Source organism: Nonomuraea sp. NPDC046570 (assembly GCF_040645915.1).
Classification (GTDB): Bacteria; Actinomycetota; Actinomycetes; order Streptosporangiales; family Streptosporangiaceae; genus Nonomuraea.
On sequence record NZ_JBEYZF010000011.1, the window covers coordinates 218,650 to 235,916 of the forward strand.

The following is a 17,267-nucleotide window of genomic DNA, read 5'->3' on the forward strand; positions in this document are numbered from 1 at the left end:
GGAACATCCGTTCAGCCGTGCGGCTCCTTCTCGCCGTCGCCATCCTGGCCACCGCCGGCTGCTCCAGCACAGAGGTCAAGGGAACCTACCGCCCCGCCTTCCTCCCGGTGCGGCTCGAATGGGGACCTGCTGGACTCAAGATCGCTGGTGAGGCCTCGCTCGTCACCCCGGTCGGCGTGTTCTCCATCGGCGCCGACTACCAGCTCCCCGACGACGGGGACGACGGCATCTACGTGATCGTGCGCAACGCCAACGAGGTCCCGCCAGGCCAGAGTGACGTGGGCTTCGATCACATCTACAAGCTCAGGAGCGGCTCGGGCGAGTTCACCGCGGTGGTGAACGGCACGACGACCATCCAGGTGGTCGACCGCCAGGTGCTCATCGACGTCACCGAGGGCGACGTGCGGAGCATCCAGTTCAAGCAGGCCGAGATCGCCGTCCAGGAGCACCGGCCCGGCTTCGGTGAACGCTGGCAGACCTACTGGGACACCTCGTTCTACAGCCCGTTCTCGCTGTCGCGGTGGGCCTACGACGACTCGACGATGTCGAAGTGGATGGGGTTCGGCTTCCTCTGGTTCCTGGTCCGTCTGGTGGTGGCGCTGATCCTCGGCGTCGTCGACCTCCTCCTGACGGTCGCCTGCTTCCTCGCCGCGGTCGCCTTCGTCCTGTTCGGCCCGACCGGCCAGAACATCGTCTACGGCGTCGAGGCCATCCTCGGGATCATGTTCAGCCTCGGCTTCCTGTCGTTCTGGCTGGATCCTTGACATCCTCCTCTGCCTGAAGCAGGGGATTCCAACGGCGACTACCCCACGGGAAGGAGGTCGCGTTGAGATTCACGGTTCACAGGCTCCGGCAACCCGGCGCCTCCCCGTGCGGCCACCGCATGCCCTGCGGCAGTGTCTCGAACGTTTTTAGCCGCGTTGACGTCGGCGTTGTCCCGCCACCCGCAGGCCACACACAGGAAGAGAGCTTGGCTCTCACGACTCTCCCCGGCGACATGCTTGCAGGCGTTGCAGGTCTGCGACGTGAAACGCGGATTGATCTTCTGCACGCGGCCGGGAGCCTTGTGCTCCAGCCGTTCCACGAGCAGGCCCCACCCGTTGGCGAGGATGCCCCGGTTCAGACCGGCCTTCTGCCGGACGTTTCGGCCAGGCTCGGCAAGAGTGCCCTTCGCCGAACGGGTCATGCCGCCGATCTTGAGGTCTTCGACCGCGATCACATCGAAACGGCGTGCCAGATCGGTGGACGTCTTCTCGACCCAGTCCTTACGCCGGTCCACCTCACGCGCCCGCAGCTTCGCGATCGCCGTCTTGACCCTGCCGCGCCGGTTCGAGCCGCGCTTGGCCCGCGCCAACCCGCGCAACAACCGCCGCAGACGGGACTGCTCGCCGTCGCGCAGCGCGGGCACATTCAGCAACTCGCCCATGGACAACGCCGCCGACACACTCACACCACGGTCCACACCGACAACCCCACCGGTTCCAGGACCGGGCACCGGTGCGGGAATCGCGGCGAACGCCACATGCCAGCGCCCCGCGGCGTCACGGGTGACCCGATACGACCTCACCCCGCCGGGCACCGCACGCGACCAGCGAAACCGCACCCAGCCCACCTTCGGGACCCTCACCTCACCCACCTTGCGCGACACGCGGCGCACATCACCCACCTTGACCGCCACGATCCGGAAACCCTCACCCCGCCCACGCCGACGCCACCCCGGCCTGCGATGCGTTCCACCGAAGAAATTCGCCAACGCCTGCGCGAAATCCTTCAACGCCTGCTGCTGCACGACGATCGACCCAGCGCGCAGCCACCCGAACTCTGCTCGCGCCTCGGTGAGCTGGCGGCACTGCTCGGCGAAACCGGGCGCGGACTTCAGGCCGGGACGCCAGTGCGTGTGCTGCTCAACCGCCAGATTCCACACAAACCTCGCATGCCCGCAATGCTCCAGCAGCGCCACCTCCTGGGCAGGCGTCGGCTGAAGCCGGTAACGGGACACGCCGAACAAACTACCGAACGTCACCGACAAAAGCAGGAGAACACAGTGACCCGAAGCACCGCGCTTCCTCCCCAACCTGAAGGACAGGGCATCCACGCTGTAGATGATCGGTGAAGCCCCGGGGCCGGGGAGCGGCGCTCCCCGGCCCCGCGCGATCAGAGGCCGATCACGTGGCAGGTGGTGGTCATCGTCTTGGTCGGGTCGGACTCGGAGGTGGCGGTCAGCTTGACCTTGGCCAGGCGGCTGGCGCCGTCACCGCGCTGGGCGTGCACGCTCACCAGGGCGTGCTTGCCGGACTCCACCGACGCCAGGGCGTTCGGCACCACGGCGGTCCAGCCGCGGCCCTGCACCTCGGCCTTGAGGCGGTAGACGTCGGAGCCCAGGTAGGCGCTGACGTCCTCGGGGTGCTGACCCTGGGCGGGAGCCTTCCTGCCGGTGTTGAACAGCGGGAACTTGCAGGTGGACAGGTTCTTGCCGGCGGGCACACCGACCGCGGGCAGCACCCGGACGCCGCGCTTCTGCGGGCCGGCGCCGTCGAGCGAGCGGATCGCCACGGTGTAGGACAGCACGCCCTTGCGGTCGCGCTTGACGTCGGTGACGTAGAAGTGCAGCCGGTTGGCCGCGTCGACGTACTCGTACTCGCTGCCCGAGTCGGTGCCCGCGTGGAAGAGGGCGTCGGAGAGCTGGCGGTAGTCGCCGACGGTGATCGGGACCTGGGTGCCGTCGGGCAGAACGTAGTCGGTCATCCCGATGTCCTGCGGGTTGGCGTCGACCACCCACTCGAACGGAGCGCGGTCCTCGTTCTTGGTCTTGGCCAGCAGGACGCCGGAGTCGGGGGTGAAGGAGTCGGTGCCCATCCGGTCGACGACCTCGACGGTGTAGTTCTCGTAGCCGCCGCCGTCGCAGAGCGGGTCGGTGGCGGTGCTGCAGGCCGGCGACTTGTCCCCGGTGTCGAAGGAGACGTTGACGCCCGCCAGGCCGCTCTCGCCGGGGTCCACCGCGCGGGCGATCACCTTGGCGGTGACCAGGCCGGACTCGTCGAGCGCCTCACGCGACAGGCGCAGGACGTTCTTCTCGTCGACCATCTCCAGCTTGATCTTGTTGCGCAGCATGTGCTGGGCGCCCATGGAGCCGCCGGAGGTGGGCGGGATCAGCCAGCGGCTGTGCGGGCCGCCCGGGCCGTTGAAGCTGCCCCGGCTGAGCATCTCCCAGATGCCGGTGTAGGCGCGGCGGGCGGGCACGCCGTACGGGTTGTTGTAGTTGTCGGCGATGCCCATGATGTGGCTGAGCTCGTGGGCGTAGACGCCCATGCCCGAGCTCTCGGCCTGCACGGAGTCGACGCCGAAGCGGGCGTTCGGCCAGAAGGTGGAGCCGGCCTGCCAGGAGGTCCAGTCCACGTACCGGGTCTTGGACCAGTTGGGCAGGTTCGGGTCGTCCGGGCCGAACTCGTCGGTGACCTCCTCCTTGGTGGGGAACTTCATCATGCCGAACTCCTGCCAGGTGGACGACTCGTCCTGGCCGGCGCTGAGGTAGAAGACGAAGTCGTACTTGGCCGCCTCCTCCGCGCCCACGGCGGCGATCCAGGCGGCGTTGCCGTCCGTGCGCAGGTTCTTGGTGCAGGTGTCGCCGGCGGGGCAGGCGTCGCGCTGGTACTCCATGGCGTACTCGTGGTCCTTGCCCGCCATGGTGTACGGGCCGTACCCGGTCAGGTCCACGCCGTAGCGCCCGCCGGAGTCCTCCATCCAGTACTCGTGGATGGTGTGGCCCCGGTTGACCTCGTTCGGGGTGTTGAGGAAGTCCTGGTAGAACTTCGCCACCTGGTCACGCGGGATGTCGTGGGCCGTGGCGGCGGGGTTCTTGAAGACGGTGGAGCCCTGCGGCTGGGTGACGACGAACGGCTGGTTGGGGTAGTCCAGCAGCACCAGCGCGCCCTTGAAGGTGCGCTTGGAGCCCTTGACGCTCGGGTCGGCCCAGTTCGTGTCGGGGATCTTCTTGTAGTCCGCCCACGTCATGTGGTCGGGGTTCTTCCAGTTCTGCGGGTCGATCGGCTTGGCGGTGGCCGGCCGGCCGCGCAGGGCCGCGTCCGGCGCGGCGTCCTGCTGCCAGGGCTGGGTCTGCGGCCAGTGGTTGTAGCGCCAGGGGTGTTCGGGGTCCGAGGGCGGTTCTGCGGAAGCGGGGGTGGCCGAGAGGCCCACCGGGATCAGCACGAGCGCCGCCAGCAGTCCCTTCAGCAGCTTCTTCGGGAGAGTCACGATTGGACGCTATAGACGCCCTTGACGGAGATCATCGATCAGTTGTAGGGAAGACTCGTACCTTCAGTTACGACATCTGATGAAAAGTCCAGATAGGACGGCGGGTTGTGGCTGATCTCCAACGGGCCGTGGACGACCTCGCCGCGCGGCTGGGCCGCCCGCTGCTGCTGGAGGACCGGCGCCAGCACGTGGTGGCCTACAGCACCCAGGACGGCGCGATGGACGAGGTCCGCCGCGACTCCATCCTGCGCCGCCACACCACCCCCGAGGTCCGGCTGTTCCTGCGCTCGGCCGGGATCGACGAAAGCGTCGTGCCGCTGCGCACCCCGGGCGTGTCGGCCATGGGGCTGCTGCCCCGGGTGTGCGTGCCCGTCCGGCACGAAGGGCGGCTGCTGGGGTTCCTGTGGTTCATCGACGCCGAGCCCGCCATGTCCGACGCGGAGATCGCGCTGGCCTCGGCCAGCTCGCCCCCGCTGGCGCTGGCGCTGTACCACGAGAGCGTGGCGACCGGGCTGGCCTCGCACCGCGAGCTGGAGGCGGTCACCGGGGTGCTGCGCGGCGAGCCGGAGGCGGCCCGCACACTCATCGAGGCGGGCGCCTTCCCGCAGGGCGAGCAGGTGCGCGTGCTGGTCGCCAGGTCGGCGGCCGAGCCCGGCGAGCCGTTGCGGCTCACGCTGGAGCAGGGACTGCTCGCCGTACGGCGCCGCCTGGCCGGGCACCACCCGCTGCACCTGGTCAGGTACGACCACGGCGTCCTGCTCACCTCCGGCGCCCTGGTCCACGCCGACGACCTGCACGCGGCGGTGGCCGCGCCCGTGGTGGTGGGCGTGGGCGGCGCGCGCCGATCACTGGCCGAGGCGGGCGAGTCGTACGCCGAGGCGCTGCGGGCGGCGGAGGTGGCCGCGCGGGTGCCAGGGCTCGGCCGTACCGTGGAGTGGTCTCGGCTGGGCGTCTACCGGCTGCTGGCGCAGGTGCCCGCGATGGAGCTGCACCCGGGCCTGGAGCGGATGCTGACCGACGAGCAGCACCTGCCGCTGCTGGAGACGCTGGAGGCCTATCTCGACCTGGCGGGCAGCGCGGTCGCCACCTCGCGGCTGCTGAGGCTGCACCGCACCTCGCTCTACTACCGCCTGCAGCGGGTGGAGGAACTGGCGGACACCGATCTCAAGGACGGCGGCGAGCGGCTGTCGCTGCACCTCAGCCTCAAGCTGGCCCGGCTGTCCGGCCGCTATCGCCCGCGCGTGTGATTGCCAGGCGCCGGTCGCTGCCGTTTAATCGCACAGAAGAAGATCCGACGGGAGCCGTCATGCCGTCCGCGCCGCGTTCCGGGCAACGCCTGGGCGCCCGCGCGCCCGCTCCGGTCGTCCTGCACTCCGCTCCGCTGGTGCTGCCCATCTCCGCGCCGCCGATCCGGGACGGCGCCGTCGCCGTCAGGGGTGACAAGGTGCTGCAGGTGGGGGCGTGGGCCGAGCTCCGGGCCTGTTTCCCCGTCCAGGAGGAGCGGCGCTGGACCGGGGTGATCGCGCCGGGCCTGGTCGACGCGTTCCAGGTGGCGCCGTGGCCGGGCGCGCTCGCGCACGGGGTGACCGCCGCCGCCGGGGTGATGGCCGACCCGCACGACTGCGACCCGCACGGCGGCATCGCCTACCTGGAGGTGCGCGCCACCGGCGAGCGGGCGTGGGAGGACCACGACCGCGACGCGCTGATCACCGCCCTCCGCGAGACCGACCATCCGGGCGCGCTGGGCCTCGCGCTGCACACGCCCGACCCGCACGTGCTGGAGGACGTGGCGATCCTGGCCAGGACGTTCGGGCTGCGGCTGCTGGCCGATGTGGACAGGCACTCCCCCGCCTTCCTCGACGAGGCGGGCGCGCTCGGGCCGCACTGCCATGTGGCCTGCGGCGGGCCGCTCGATCCGGGCGAGCGCAAGCTGCTGCGGCTGCGCCGGGCGACCGTGGCGATCAAGCCGCCGATGCTGAGCCCCGGCGACGTGCTGGCGCTGCTGGAGGAGGGCGATCGGATCGCGTTGGGCAGCGGCGCGGGCCGTACTCCGCCGCTGGCGCTGGCCAGGGCGATCCGTGACCACGCGCGGGCGCGCGGGGTGCGGACGGCCGCGCTGGACCGGACGCTGGTGGAGGCGGCCACGCTGGGCGGCGCGCGGGCTCTCGGCCTGGACACCGGGCCGGGACGGATCGGCACGCTCGGTCCCGGCAGCAGGGCCGACCTGGCGATCTTCGAGGCGCGCGGGCGCGGCCCGTACGCGGCCCTGCTCGACCACGGGCGCTGCGTCGGCACCGTGCTCGCCGGTGCTCAGGCCCCGCCTTCGCCCGCGCCCTCGTCGAGGATCAGCAGCAGGTCGCGAAGCTGATCGCGCTGCTCGCCGGTCAGCACCGCGAAGACCCGCTCGGCCGAGCGCCTGCGGGCCTCGCGCACCCGCTCGTAGACCCGCTCCCCCTCGGGCGTCGGCACCAGCAGGGTGGCCCGGCGGCTGGCCGGGTCGACCTCCCGCCTGACCAGCCCGGCCTGCTCCAGCGCGTCGACCAGCGGCGTCACCGAACGGGGCACGACGCGCAACTCCTCGGCGAGCCGCACCATCCTGAGTGGGCGCTCGGCCACGATCACCGCGCGCAGCGCGCGGGCCTGGCCGGGGGTGAGCCCGAGCGGTTCGAGCTGGTCGACGTAGCCCCGGCGCAGGCTGCGGGTCACCCGGTGGAAGAGCTCGGAGAGCTCGATGTCTTCCATGGGAACAATTATGAGGCACACTCTGTTTGAGTGAACATCAGAAAGGAGTTCCATGACGGACGAACCCCGCGCGCCCCTGCGGCGCATCATCGCCCTCTTCCGCCCGTACCGCGGCCGCCTGGCCCTCGTGGGCGGGCTCATCCTGCTGTCGTCGCTGGTCTCGCTGGCCTCGCCCTTCCTGCTCAGGGAGGTGCTCGACGTCGCGATCCCCACCGCGGACACCGTCCTGCTCACCCTGCTCGCGGCCGGCATGATCGTGGTCGCGGTCACCACCAGCGTCTTCGACGTGATCCAGACGCTCGTCTCCACCACCGTCGGCCAGCGGGTCATGCACGACCTGCGCACCTCGGTCTACAGCCACCTGCAGCGCATGTCGCTGGCGTTCTTCACCCGCACCCGCACCGGTGAGGTGCAGTCGCGCATCGCCAACGACATCGGCGGCATGCAGTCGGTGGTCACCTCGACCGCCACCTCGATCGTCTCCAACCTGACCACCGTGATCGCCACGATCGCGGCCATGCTCGCGCTCGACTGGCGGCTGACCGTGGTCTCCCTGCTGCTGCTGCCGCTCTTCGTGTGGATCAGTCGCAAGGTCGGCCAGGAGCGCAGGAGGATCACCTCCGAGCGGCAGCGCAAGATGGCCGCGCTCTCCTCCATGGTCCAGGAGTCGCTGTCGATCAGCGGCATCCTGCTCGGCCGGACGATGGGCCGCGCGCCCGAGCTCACCCGGCGGTTCACCGACGGCTCCGGCGAACTGGCCGACCTGGAGGTGCGCTCCAGCATGGCCGGGCGCTGGCGGCAGTCGTCGATCCAGATCATCATGGCCGCGATGCCCGCGCTCATCTACTGGGCGGTCGGGTTCACCGGGGCGATCTCGGTGGGCACCCTGGTGGCCTTCACCACGCTGCAGATGAGCCTGTTCCGGCCGGCGGTCTCGCTGCTGCGCCTCGGCGTGGACGTACAGAGCTCACTGGCCCTGTTCGGCCGCATCTTCGAGTACCTCGACCTGCCCGTCGAGATCCACCCCGGCACGCGCACGCTCCCCCCGGTGCGCGGCGAGGTCCGCTACGAGAACGTCTCCTTCTCCTACGGCGAGACCCCCGCGCTGGACGGGATCGACCTCTCCGTCCCCGCCGGGACCAGCCTGGCCATCGTCGGCGAGACCGGATCCGGCAAGACCACACTGAGCTACCTGCTGCCCCGCCTGTACGACGTCACCGGCGGCCGGGTCACCATCGACGGGGTGGACGTACGGGAGCTGAGCTTCGAGACGCTGGCCGAAACGGTCGGCGTGGTCTCCCAGGAGACCTACCTCTTCCACGCCTCCATCGCCGACAACCTCCGCTTCGCCAAGCCGGACGCCACCGACGAGGACCTGGTCGCGGCGGCTCGGGCGGCACGCATCCACGACCACATCGCCTCCCTGCCCGACGGGTACGACACCATGGTGGGCGAGCGCGGGTACCGCTTCTCGGGCGGCGAGAAGCAGCGGCTGGCGATCGCCAGGACACTGCTGCGCAACCCGCCGGTGCTCATCCTCGACGAGGCGACCAGCGCGCTGGACACGCAGACCGAGCGAGCCGTCCAGGAGGCCCTGGACACGCTGTCCGAGGGCCGCACCACGCTGACCATCGCCCACCGCCTGTCCACGGTCCGCGACGCCGACCAGATCGTCGTCCTCGACCACGGCCGCATCACCGAAACCGGCACCCACGAGACCCTACTCTCCCAAGCCGGCCACTACGCCGCTCTGGTGAGCCGCGACCAGCCACTCATCCCGGCCTGACAGTCCGTTGATGAATCCTTCGCCCGATGTCATATTCGCGGTGACGACGGAGTCTGCGAAGGGCACGGAATGGCGGGCCACTATCCTGTCTCGACCTTTCTCTGGTACCTGCCCGAAGACGCCCGTGCCCGGCTGCTCTCCCTGGGCACCACCGTCGGGTACGGCCCCGGCCACGAGCTCATCTCCCAGGACGAGCAGAGCCATACCGTCTTCCTCCTGCTGAGGGCGGTGGTCAAGGTGACCGGCAGATCCGAGAACGGCATCGAGACGCTGCTGGCCGTACGGGTGCGCGGGGACGTCATCGGCGACATGGCCGCCATGGCCGACGCGCCGCACTCGGCCACGGTCACCACCTGTGGCCGGACGACCGCCGTCGTCGTCAAGGGCCCGGTCTTCCTCGACTTCGTCCGCCGCTCCCCCGCGGCCGGCCTGGCTCTCAACCGGCTGGTCGGTGATCGGCTGCGCTGGGCGAACGAGCGCCGCCTCGATGTCGCGGGGTACGGCGCGGGCGTTCGCCTGGCCCGGGTCCTGCTGTCGCTGGCCCACCGGCACGGTGTGCAGACCGCCGAAGGTCTGGACATCGGTGTGCCGCTGACGCAGTCGGAGCTGGGCGGCCTGATCGGAGCCAGGGAGGCGACCGTGCAGAAGGCCCTGCGTGAGCTCAGCCGCGCAGGCTTGGTCGAACGCGGCTCCCGCCGGGTGGTCATCACCGACGCGCGCCGGCTGACCGCGTTCACCTCGTATGCCTCCGACCCGGATTAATCCGGGTCGGAGGCCGATGAACAGCCCCACTGTGGATGTCTCCATCCGCGCACACAGAGGGGTGATCCCATGGAGCCGCGCAGCGAGCACAGGATGATGCTCGGCACCGACATCGAGCGCTACAGCGACCGCAACGGGAGCGACCAGAACAGGCTTCAGTGGGCTCTGGTCAGCTCGCTCACCCAGGCGGCGACCGCGGCGAAGCTCGCGTTCCCCGAGTGGGAATGCCAGCCGCAAGGGGACGGGCAATTCGTGGTGCTCCCCGTCTCGACCGACCGGTACGCCGTGCTGGGGGCGTTCATCACCGCTCTCGCCGAGGCCGTGGCCGCGCAGCAGACGGCCACGTTCCGGGTGCGGATGCGGCTGTCCGTCCACGAGGGACCGATCCAGCTCGACGGGCCCAACGGCTATCCCGGGGACCACGCCGTACAGACCAACCGACTGGTGGGCGCGCAGTCGCTGCGGGCCGCGCTGGCCGCGTGCCCGGAGGCGTGGCTGGGCGTGATCATCTCTGACCGGGTGTTCGCCGACTACGTGGGGCAGCGGCCTGGCGGGCCGCCACGCGACCAGTTCCGCCGTGTCGACGTGGCTGAGAAGAACCAGCGCTACGTCGCCTACCTTCACCTTCCCGGTCACAACGTCCATGCTCTCGATCTGGCTTCCGCTCCGCCCGCGAATCCGCCGGGCGGAGCGGCCGGCCCGGTGTACAACTTCAGCGGGACCGGAAGCAATGTGGCGGTGCACGGCGACCAGACCAACCACCAGACGTTCCGGTCATGAGCGCCGAAGCCCCCCATGATGGGGGCGAACCTCCCGCTGCGCCTGAAACGCCGCCTGACGGCCCTTCGGATGGTTCTTCGCCTCCGAGTCCTTCACCCGAGGCCCCGGACGAGCCGCCCGCCGCCGCTTCAGCGCCGGAGGTGGAGGTGTTTGACGAGCTATCGCCGGAGGACGCGGCCCGGCAACGACAGTTCCGCATCGACGGGCTGTACTCCCTGGTGCCGTCGTACAACATCGCCGGAGCGGGTTCCAACACCGCCACCTACGGCAATCAGACGATCAACCAGAATTTCGGTTTCTCCGGTAAACCGGCGCAGCTCATCACGCCTCTGACCCCCGGGAAGATCAAAGAGCTGGCGCGGCACACGGCGCCGACGCGGTCCCTGTCCCGGCTGATCGAGTTGCTCGCGGATGATCCGGTCGTCCTGCTCAGGGGCCGACCGGATTCCGGCCGGAGCACGACCGCCTACTCCGCACTGCTCACCTGGGCGGGCAGCTCCGGCACGCCGCCAGCGATGATCAACACAAGCGCCGACACGAATGAACTCACCGGTGCCGACCTGTCAGGAGGACGGGCGTTCCTCTTCGACGCGAGCCAGCAGCCGTGGCTGTCAGACCCGGCTCACGTTCTTGCCCGCCTGCAGTCCGCGGCCCATGAGGCGAAGTGCCGCATCGTGGTACTCGTGACCGACGAGTACACCGCCGGCGGCTGTGTCGTCGTCCACGACCCTCCCGAACCGCTGGCGGTACTGCGCGCCTGGTTGGAACACGACGGCATCTGGAAGGCCGGCGACCTCGACTCCCACCTGACGGAGCTGATGGACTTGCTGGACGGCTGGTCCCTCGGTCAGGCAAGGCAACTGGCCCGCGAGTTCGCCCACGGGCTCAAGAACAGGGAAGCGGGAGACGCCCAGGTCGAGGGGATCGTGGGCGCGATCCTGAGAGCGCAGCGACAGGACTCTCGCGAGCGCCTGCGCGAGGCTCTGCTGCAGAGCAAGACCGACCTTGGCCGCTGCTTCCTCATCAGCGGCGGTGTCCTCTACAACCTCAGCGAGACGCAGGTGTCCAAGGCCGCGCTGCGCCTGGAGAGCCTGGTCCGCGAGCAGGAGAACGAGAGGCGGCGTCCGGGGCCGCAGATCTGGGAACCGCTGCGGGAGTGGTTCGGCTACGGCGTGCGGACCGAACCGCCCTCCGCGGCGGGCGACGGCTATCGTGTGTGGCTCAGTCCCGAGATCAAGGCCCAGATCCTCCAGGTGGCCTGGCAGGAGGCGCCCGCACTGCGGGGGTTGCTGCACACCTGGCTCGGTGAGCTGACCGAAGACGACGACGAGTACACGGCCACACGCGCGGCGCAGGCCGTCGGCAAGCTCGCGACGTGCGACTTCGACGCCGTCAAGGCGGAGTTCCTGGAACCGTGGTCGAAGAGCCCCCGCAGCCGCAGACTCGCCATGGCCGCCCTCGAGGTGGGGGCTCTGGACGCCGAACTCCACGAGCGCGCGCACAGGCTACTGGCATGCTGGGCGTCGGGCAATCAGGACCAGCGCATCACCGCGGCCATGACCTACGGCTCGCAGATCGGCGTGCTGGCGATCGAACAAGCGCTGCCCGCATTCCGCCAGATCGTCGAGCGCTACGCGAACAAGCAACTCCACGCGCTCGTCGGCAGAGCCGTCGCGGAGGTGTACACCGCGTCCACGGCAGACCAGGTCGTGGACGAGATCCACCGGTGGGCGAACTCCCAGTCTCTCGCGCTTCAGCGCACTGCCGCGATTGCCCTGCGGTCGCTTGCCTACGTCCCCGAAGACCTGGCCATCCGACCCGCGCTCATCGACACCGGTCGTGACGCGGAACTAGCCGCTCTGTGGTGCAACGCGCTCGATTGGTCGCATTCGTTCCGTATTGATCCCCGCCGCGCGCCCACACCTCCGGTATGGGACCTTCTCACCCACTGGGCAGGGCGGACTGTCTGCTGGCCGATCATCGAAGGGATCTTCGGAACTGTCATGGTCCGCTGTCCGCGGCTCGGTCAGCCGCTCCAACTCCAGGCGCGTGCGTGGCAAGCCCGCGGCGTCATCACCACTGAGCAACGCGCGGCTCTCCGCGACCTGCTGAAACGAGGAGATCGATGATGAACTGGTTCGTCCGGCGCGTGGACAACACGCTCGCTGAGTGTCCCGACTCCGAGTCGGAGATGACCTTCGAGACTCCGGCCCTGGGCGAGGCGTTCGTCTTCGCGGTCGTCGCGCACTGCACCTCGCTCGCCGGTGGGAAGAGGCACCACGGGGGCGTTTGGGTGGACCTCATGGAGGAAACGGCCATCGCGCACAGTCTCGTCCGGAGCGTGGTGCGCGAGGTGTGCCGCCGCCACTCCGCCTTCACCCCGTCCTCGGCCGAGAACGCCGCCAACGAAGAGCTACGCCGCAGGTTCGCCGGCCACAAAGCCCTCCGCGAGCGCTGGTCGGTGCGAGTCGAGGTCGGAGTATCCGAGGAGATCCGCGAGGTCCAGCGCGAGGCCCTGGTCGAGCAGCAGAAGATCTCGGCGAAGGCGGAGGCGGACATACTCAGGCTGCGGAAGCTGGCAGAGGTGAGTGAGGTCGGCGAGGCTTTCCTCTCAGCCGCCAAGGAACGGTGGATCGCCCGCTACGCCGTACGGCTGGCACAGGGAACCGACGACGCGGCGGTCATCCTCAGTGAGCTCATGGACGAGCGTCAGGCGGGGGCCGAGCGGCTCATCCGCCTGGTCAACGAGATGGCCGCCGCGCACAAGGGGGCAGGGGTCTACGACCTCGTCATCGCCAGCGAGGGTGTGCTTCGGCACGCCCTGAAGCAACTCGGCGTGGACGTCCCCGCTCTGGAGTCGGACCCGTTGTTCTCCTCCGAGGAGCTCGCCGTGTGAGCCGTCACAGGATGGCGCCCAAGGCGATCCAGCCGACCAGGGACGCCAGCATGAGGCCCATCCACGGCATTGCCCGCCGTACCCGCCGGTGTTTGTGCAGGGCCACCTCGCGCAGGACCTCGACCAGCAGGTGGATCTCCTCCAGTTGTTCCGCGACGTTGGCGGGATGGCGTGCCGTGCCGGTCGGGCGGACGAGCCCGAAGTGACCGCCGCGCTCCGGGGCGCGAAGATCCGGTCTGAGCGCGCGGAGCAGGTGGTGGCCGGCGGTGAGGAAGCCCGCCACGAACGCGGCCAGCAAAGCCGCCACCGCTCCGGCGGCGGGCAGACCAGCGGCCCACAGAGGCGTCAGTTCACCCGCTTGGGCCGCCGCCAGGGCGGTGGCGCCGAGGTGGACGGTCACCATCGTCGTAACCTTGCTCTCGGCTTGCTGGATGTACCCGTTGAAGGTGGCCAGTTCGGTCAGGGCGACGGACAGGGAATCGGCGGGGGTCAGGCGTGCGGGGGTTCTCACCAGTGGTTCTCCCTTCGCGGTCTCCGTCAAGCTGACCACGGCGGCGATCGGTGGGCCTCGGATATATCTGGGTCCGTGCCGTAGGTCTTGAGTACGCTCTGGGAGTGCAGAACACCCGATACGCCCGCTCTGGCATGGTTTGTAGTGTTGATCATCTTGCCTCCGCCGCCGGGGTCGCGATGTTGGAGCGTGGTGGGTCGGCCGCCGACGCGGCCATCGCCACCAACGCCGTCCTGGCCGTCACCGCGCCGCACATGTGCGGGCTCGGAGGTGACCTGTTCGCGCTGGTGCACGCCGGAGAGCGGGTCACCGCGCTGAACGCCTCCGGCCGGGCCGGGTCGGGGGCCGACGCGGGGCGGCTGCGGGCGGAGGGGCACGAGCGGATGCCGCATCTGCACGACATCCGGTCGGTGCCGGTGCCGGGCTGTGTGGACGGGTGGCTGGCGCTGCACGACAGGTACGGCAGGCTCCCCCTGGCGACGCTCGTCGAACCGGCGGTCAGGCTGGCCCGGAACGGCTTCGCCGCCTCACCCCTGCTGGCGCCGGGCGCCCAGGCGGTGGCCGGGCAGCCGGGAGGCGGCGACTTCGCGCAGGTGCGGGCGGCGGGTGACGTGATGGCCAGGCCCGGCGTGGCCCGTACCCTCGAAGCCGTCGCCTCGGGCGGGCGGGAAGGCTTCTACCAGGGCGAGTTCGGGGAGGGGCTGGTCGCGCTCGGCGCCGGTGAGTACACCGAGGCCGATCTGGCCAAGCCGCTGGCCGACTGGGTGGAGCCACTGCGGGTGGGCGCGTTCGGGCACGACGTGTGGTCGATGCCGCCCAACTCCCAGGGCTACCTGCTGCTGCTCTCGCTCGGCGTCACCGACGGCCTGGAACTGCCCGGCTCGCCGGACGACCCCGCCTGGGCGCACCTGCTGGCCGAGGCGGCGCGGATCGCCGGGTACGACCGGCCGGCCGTCCTGCACGAGAACGCCGGAGACCTGCTCGACCCCGCGGAGATCGCGCGGCGGCGGGCGCTGATCGATCCCACGGGCAGGCTGCGGGTACGGGGGCTGACCGAGGCGGGCGACACGACGTACCTGTGCGCGGTGGACGGTGACGGGATGGGCGTCTCGCTGATCCAGTCGAACGCGTCGGGGTTCGGCAGCCTGCTGTTCGAGCCGCGTACCGGGATCAACCTGCACAACCGCGGCATCGGCTTCTCGCTGGTTACCGGGCACCCGGCCGAGTACGCCCCGGGCCGCCGCCCGCCGCACACGCTCACACCCGCGCTGATCACCAGGCCGGACGGCTCGCTGCGCTCGGTGGTCGGCACCATGGGCGGCGACGCCCAGCCGCAGATCCTGCTGCAGGTCATCACCCGCCTGCTCCGCCACGGCCAGGCCCCCGGCGAGGCGATCTCCGCGCCCCGCTGGAAGCTCGGCACCGGCGGCACCGGCTTCGACACCTGGGACGCCCCCGACGAGACGGTGCTGGAACTGGAGGAGGGCGCCCCGTGGGCCGGCGGGCTCGGCGCGCTCGGGCATCCCGTCGCGGCCAGGCCGTACGGCTCGGGGTTCGGGCACGCGCATCTCATCGACGTGCTGCCCTCCGGTGTGCTCGCGGGGGCCGCCGATCCGCGCTCGCTGATCGGTGCCGCCGCCGGAAGATGAGATTTCGGTCGTTTCCCGGGTAAGTAGCACACATGACCGAAAAACCACCGGACCGGTACGGCCTGAGCGACGAGCAGGGGATCGAGGTCGAGGAGTGGGCCGACGACCTCGGTCTCGAGCACGAGATCGCCGAGGACGACCCGTCCCACTCCGACACCCTGGACGAGCGGCTCTGGCGGGAGGCTCCGGAGGGCAGACGGCGGGTGCCGCGCGAGGGGCACCGCCTGGTGGCCCCCGACGAGGGGCTGGGGCCCGACCTGGAGAGCGAGGAGGTCGGCGACGACCTGGGGGCCGACGACGGCGACCTGTCCGCGGAGGAGCGGGCCATCCACATCGAACGCGACCGGTGACACCCGCCGCCCGCCGGTTCGTCAGAGGCCGGGCAGAGCGGGCAGCAAGGCGTGGAGGTCGTCGATGATCAGGTCGGCGGTCGCCGCCTCCGGGCGGTCCGCGTGCAGGTATCCCCACGGTCCCCGGCGGATCAGCGCGGTGCGCATCCCGGCCCGGGACGCCGGGAGGACGTCGTTGTCCAGCCGGTCGCCGACGTACAGGATCTCGGCGGGCTCGCGGCCGACCACGGCCGCCACCTTGGCGAAGAACTCGGGCGCCGGCTTGGCCAGGCCCCAGCCGTCGGAGGTGTGGATCGAGTCCGCGGGCAGGTCCATCGCGACCAGCGCGTCGTACGCCTGGACCGGCTGGTTGCCCGCGATGACCACCTCGTAGCCGCCCTCGCGCAGCCCGGCCAGCGCCGCGCGGACGTCGGGGTAGAGGTCGTCCTCGGCGAAGTTCTCGCGCAGGCTCGCGGGGTCCTCTTCGCGCCACCTGTCGATCTCGGCCCACATGTCGACGCCGGGGCGCAGGAGCTCGAAGGCGTCCTGGTGTGGGCGATCCAGCGCGGCCATCCCGCCGAGCAGGCCCATGAACGCGAAGCGCGAGACGCCCAGCCGGTCGGCCCACCTGGACCAGATGCGCGTCTCGTCGATCAGCGTTTCGCCGACGTCGAACACCAGTGCCCTGACCACAGAAAACTTCCTCTCGCGGTGCTTGTACTCCAGTCAACCTTATGGCCGCCGATCAGCCGCCCGACCGCTGGGACGGGGAAGAGCAGCAGGTACAGGTTGGGGATCCACCAGGCGAGGGTGAAGTCGCCGCGCAGGGAGCCATCAGCGGGTTGGCGTAGTCCGCGAACGCCCACGCGAGCGGCAGCAGGCCGAGCCCTGCATGGCGCCCAGCTGACCGGTTCAGTTACGCCGTACTCGCCCGGCCAGTTCGCCGACCGCGATCACGACCGCGGCCAGGGCAAGCGCCACGAGGAGGCCCTTCACCGGCGAATCCTGGAAGGCGGTGCCCGTGAAGTAGCCGAGCAGCGCTCCCGAGACGCCCCAGAGCAGCGCGCCGGCCGCGTCGAAGGCCGTGAAGGCGCGCCGCGGGAACGCGGTCGCCCCGGCGGTCAGCGTGGTGACGGAGCGCATCCCGGGGACGAACCGCCCGGCGAGCACGATGACCCCGCCCCGCCGTTCGAGGAGGGCGGACAGGCGCTGGGCGGCGCCGTGGCGCTTCGTGCCGGGGCGCAGGCGGCCCAGGACGGGCGGGCCGAGGCGCCGCCCGATCAGGTAGCAGAGGTGGTCGCCGGCGAAGGCTCCGGCGGACGCCGTCAGGGCGACCAGGACGACGTCGGGATGTCCGGTGGCGGCGAACGCCCCGCTGACCAGCAGCATGGCCTCGCTGGGCAGGAAGGGCAGGACCCCGTCCAGCGCGGCGCAGAGGAGCAGCACCAGGTAGAGCCACGGAGAGCCCATCACGCCGCGGGCCAGGTCGAGCAGAGTGTCGGTCACGGTTCCCCCAAAAGTGATACTAATCTTGTTTGAGACTAGTATCACGAAAGGAAGT

At 70.4% G+C, this 17,267-nt stretch carries 17 protein-coding genes; 10 read left to right on the forward strand and 7 right to left on the reverse strand.

Going from position 1 to position 17,267, the window contains the following annotated elements; genetic code table 11:
- Nucleotides 1–17 precede the first annotated feature (17 nt).
- Nucleotides 18–764, forward strand: coding sequence for a hypothetical protein (locus tag ABZ911_RS20110; protein WP_358057477.1), 747 nt, complete (start codon nucleotides 18–20; stop codon nucleotides 762–764).
- A 38-nt stretch (nucleotides 765–802) separates the two neighbouring features.
- Here ABZ911_RS20110 and ABZ911_RS20115 read toward each other — a convergent pair whose 3' ends face one another.
- Nucleotides 803–2,095, reverse strand: coding sequence for a transposase (locus ABZ911_RS20115; protein ID WP_358057480.1), 1,293 nt, complete (start codon nucleotides 2,093–2,095; stop codon nucleotides 803–805).
- 59 nt (nucleotides 2,096–2,154) lie between these two features.
- The gene (locus ABZ911_RS20120; RefSeq protein WP_358057483.1) at nucleotides 2,155–4,251 is read right to left on the reverse strand and encodes a M6 family metalloprotease domain-containing protein; all 2,097 of its coding nucleotides are present in this window, start codon (nucleotides 4,249–4,251) and stop codon (nucleotides 2,155–2,157) included.
- Between the two features lie 107 nt (nucleotides 4,252–4,358).
- On the opposite strand from ABZ911_RS20120, the gene ABZ911_RS20125 reads away from it, so the two are divergent.
- Nucleotides 4,359–5,498, forward strand: coding sequence for a helix-turn-helix domain-containing protein (locus ABZ911_RS20125; protein ID WP_358057486.1), 1,140 nt, complete (start codon nucleotides 4,359–4,361; stop codon nucleotides 5,496–5,498).
- Between the two features lie 59 nt (nucleotides 5,499–5,557).
- Nucleotides 5,558–6,619 carry an amidohydrolase family protein gene (locus tag ABZ911_RS20130; RefSeq protein WP_358057489.1) on the forward strand — a complete coding sequence of 354 codons (1,062 nt, stop codon included), beginning with the start codon at nucleotides 5,558–5,560 and terminating at the stop codon, nucleotides 6,617–6,619.
- Here ABZ911_RS20130 and ABZ911_RS20135 read toward each other — a convergent pair.
- Entirely contained in the window at nucleotides 6,562–6,993 is a 432-nt protein-coding gene (locus tag ABZ911_RS20135; protein ID WP_358057492.1) for a MarR family transcriptional regulator, read from the reverse strand. The genes ABZ911_RS20130 and ABZ911_RS20135 overlap by 58 nt on opposite strands.
- 52 nt (nucleotides 6,994–7,045) lie before the next feature.
- Between ABZ911_RS20135 and ABZ911_RS20140 the strand changes: the two genes are divergently transcribed.
- The 5 genes from ABZ911_RS20140 to ABZ911_RS20160 all read left to right on the forward strand — a co-directional run bounded on the left by ABZ911_RS20140 (nucleotide 7,046) and on the right by ABZ911_RS20160 (nucleotide 13,217).
- Nucleotides 7,046–8,779: an ABC transporter ATP-binding protein gene (locus ABZ911_RS20140; RefSeq protein WP_358057495.1), complete on the forward strand. Its 1,734-nt coding sequence runs from the start codon at nucleotides 7,046–7,048 to the stop codon at nucleotides 8,777–8,779.
- 69 nt (nucleotides 8,780–8,848) lie between these two features.
- Complete coding sequence (locus ABZ911_RS20145; RefSeq protein WP_358057498.1) at nucleotides 8,849–9,541, forward strand: Crp/Fnr family transcriptional regulator; 693 nt, start codon at nucleotides 8,849–8,851, stop codon at nucleotides 9,539–9,541.
- Between the two features lie 69 nt (nucleotides 9,542–9,610).
- Nucleotides 9,611–10,321 carry a hypothetical protein gene (locus ABZ911_RS20150; protein WP_358057501.1) on the forward strand — a complete coding sequence of 237 codons (711 nt, stop codon included), beginning with the start codon at nucleotides 9,611–9,613 and terminating at the stop codon, nucleotides 10,319–10,321.
- The gene (locus ABZ911_RS20155; RefSeq protein ID WP_358057504.1) at nucleotides 10,318–12,450 is read left to right on the forward strand and encodes a hypothetical protein; all 2,133 of its coding nucleotides are present in this window, start codon (nucleotides 10,318–10,320) and stop codon (nucleotides 12,448–12,450) included. The genes ABZ911_RS20150 and ABZ911_RS20155 overlap by 4 nt, the downstream gene beginning before the upstream one ends.
- Nucleotides 12,450–13,217, forward strand: a complete 768-nt coding sequence (locus ABZ911_RS20160; protein ID WP_358057507.1) for a hypothetical protein — start codon at nucleotides 12,450–12,452, stop codon at nucleotides 13,215–13,217. The genes ABZ911_RS20155 and ABZ911_RS20160 overlap by 1 nt, the downstream gene beginning before the upstream one ends.
- A gap of 4 nt (nucleotides 13,218–13,221) precedes the next feature.
- Here the strand turns inward: ABZ911_RS20160 and ABZ911_RS20165 are convergent, their stop codons facing one another.
- Nucleotides 13,222–13,728, reverse strand: a complete 507-nt coding sequence (locus ABZ911_RS20165; protein ID WP_358057510.1) for a hypothetical protein — start codon at nucleotides 13,726–13,728, stop codon at nucleotides 13,222–13,224.
- Nucleotides 13,729–13,907: 179 nt separating this feature from the next.
- On the opposite strand from ABZ911_RS20165, the gene ABZ911_RS20170 reads away from it, so the two are divergent.
- Both ABZ911_RS20170 and ABZ911_RS20175 read left to right on the forward strand, forming a co-directional pair.
- A complete protein-coding gene (locus ABZ911_RS20170; protein ID WP_358057513.1) occupies nucleotides 13,908–15,377 on the forward strand; it encodes a gamma-glutamyltransferase in 1,470 nt (489 codons plus the stop codon).
- A gap of 32 nt (nucleotides 15,378–15,409) precedes the next feature.
- Nucleotides 15,410–15,727, forward strand: coding sequence for a DUF5709 domain-containing protein (locus ABZ911_RS20175; RefSeq protein ID WP_358057516.1), 318 nt, complete (start codon nucleotides 15,410–15,412; stop codon nucleotides 15,725–15,727).
- Nucleotides 15,728–15,748: 21 nt separating this feature from the next.
- Here ABZ911_RS20175 and ABZ911_RS20180 read toward each other — a convergent pair whose 3' ends face one another.
- Genes ABZ911_RS20180 through ABZ911_RS20190 form a run of 3 tightly spaced genes read right to left on the reverse strand, consistent with a single transcriptional unit; the run spans nucleotide 15,749 to nucleotide 17,212 of the window.
- The gene (locus ABZ911_RS20180; RefSeq protein WP_358057519.1) at nucleotides 15,749–16,399 is read right to left on the reverse strand and encodes an HAD family hydrolase; all 651 of its coding nucleotides are present in this window, start codon (nucleotides 16,397–16,399) and stop codon (nucleotides 15,749–15,751) included.
- Nucleotides 16,360–16,572 (reverse strand): DUF5360 family protein, encoded by a 213-nt coding sequence (locus tag ABZ911_RS20185; protein WP_358057522.1) that lies wholly within the window; start codon nucleotides 16,570–16,572, stop codon nucleotides 16,360–16,362. The genes ABZ911_RS20180 and ABZ911_RS20185 overlap by 40 nt, the downstream gene beginning before the upstream one ends.
- A gap of 46 nt (nucleotides 16,573–16,618) precedes the next feature.
- Nucleotides 16,619–17,212, reverse strand: a complete 594-nt coding sequence (locus tag ABZ911_RS20190) for a DedA family protein (protein ID WP_358057525.1) — start codon at nucleotides 17,210–17,212, stop codon at nucleotides 16,619–16,621.
- Nucleotides 17,213–17,267 lie beyond the last annotated feature (55 nt).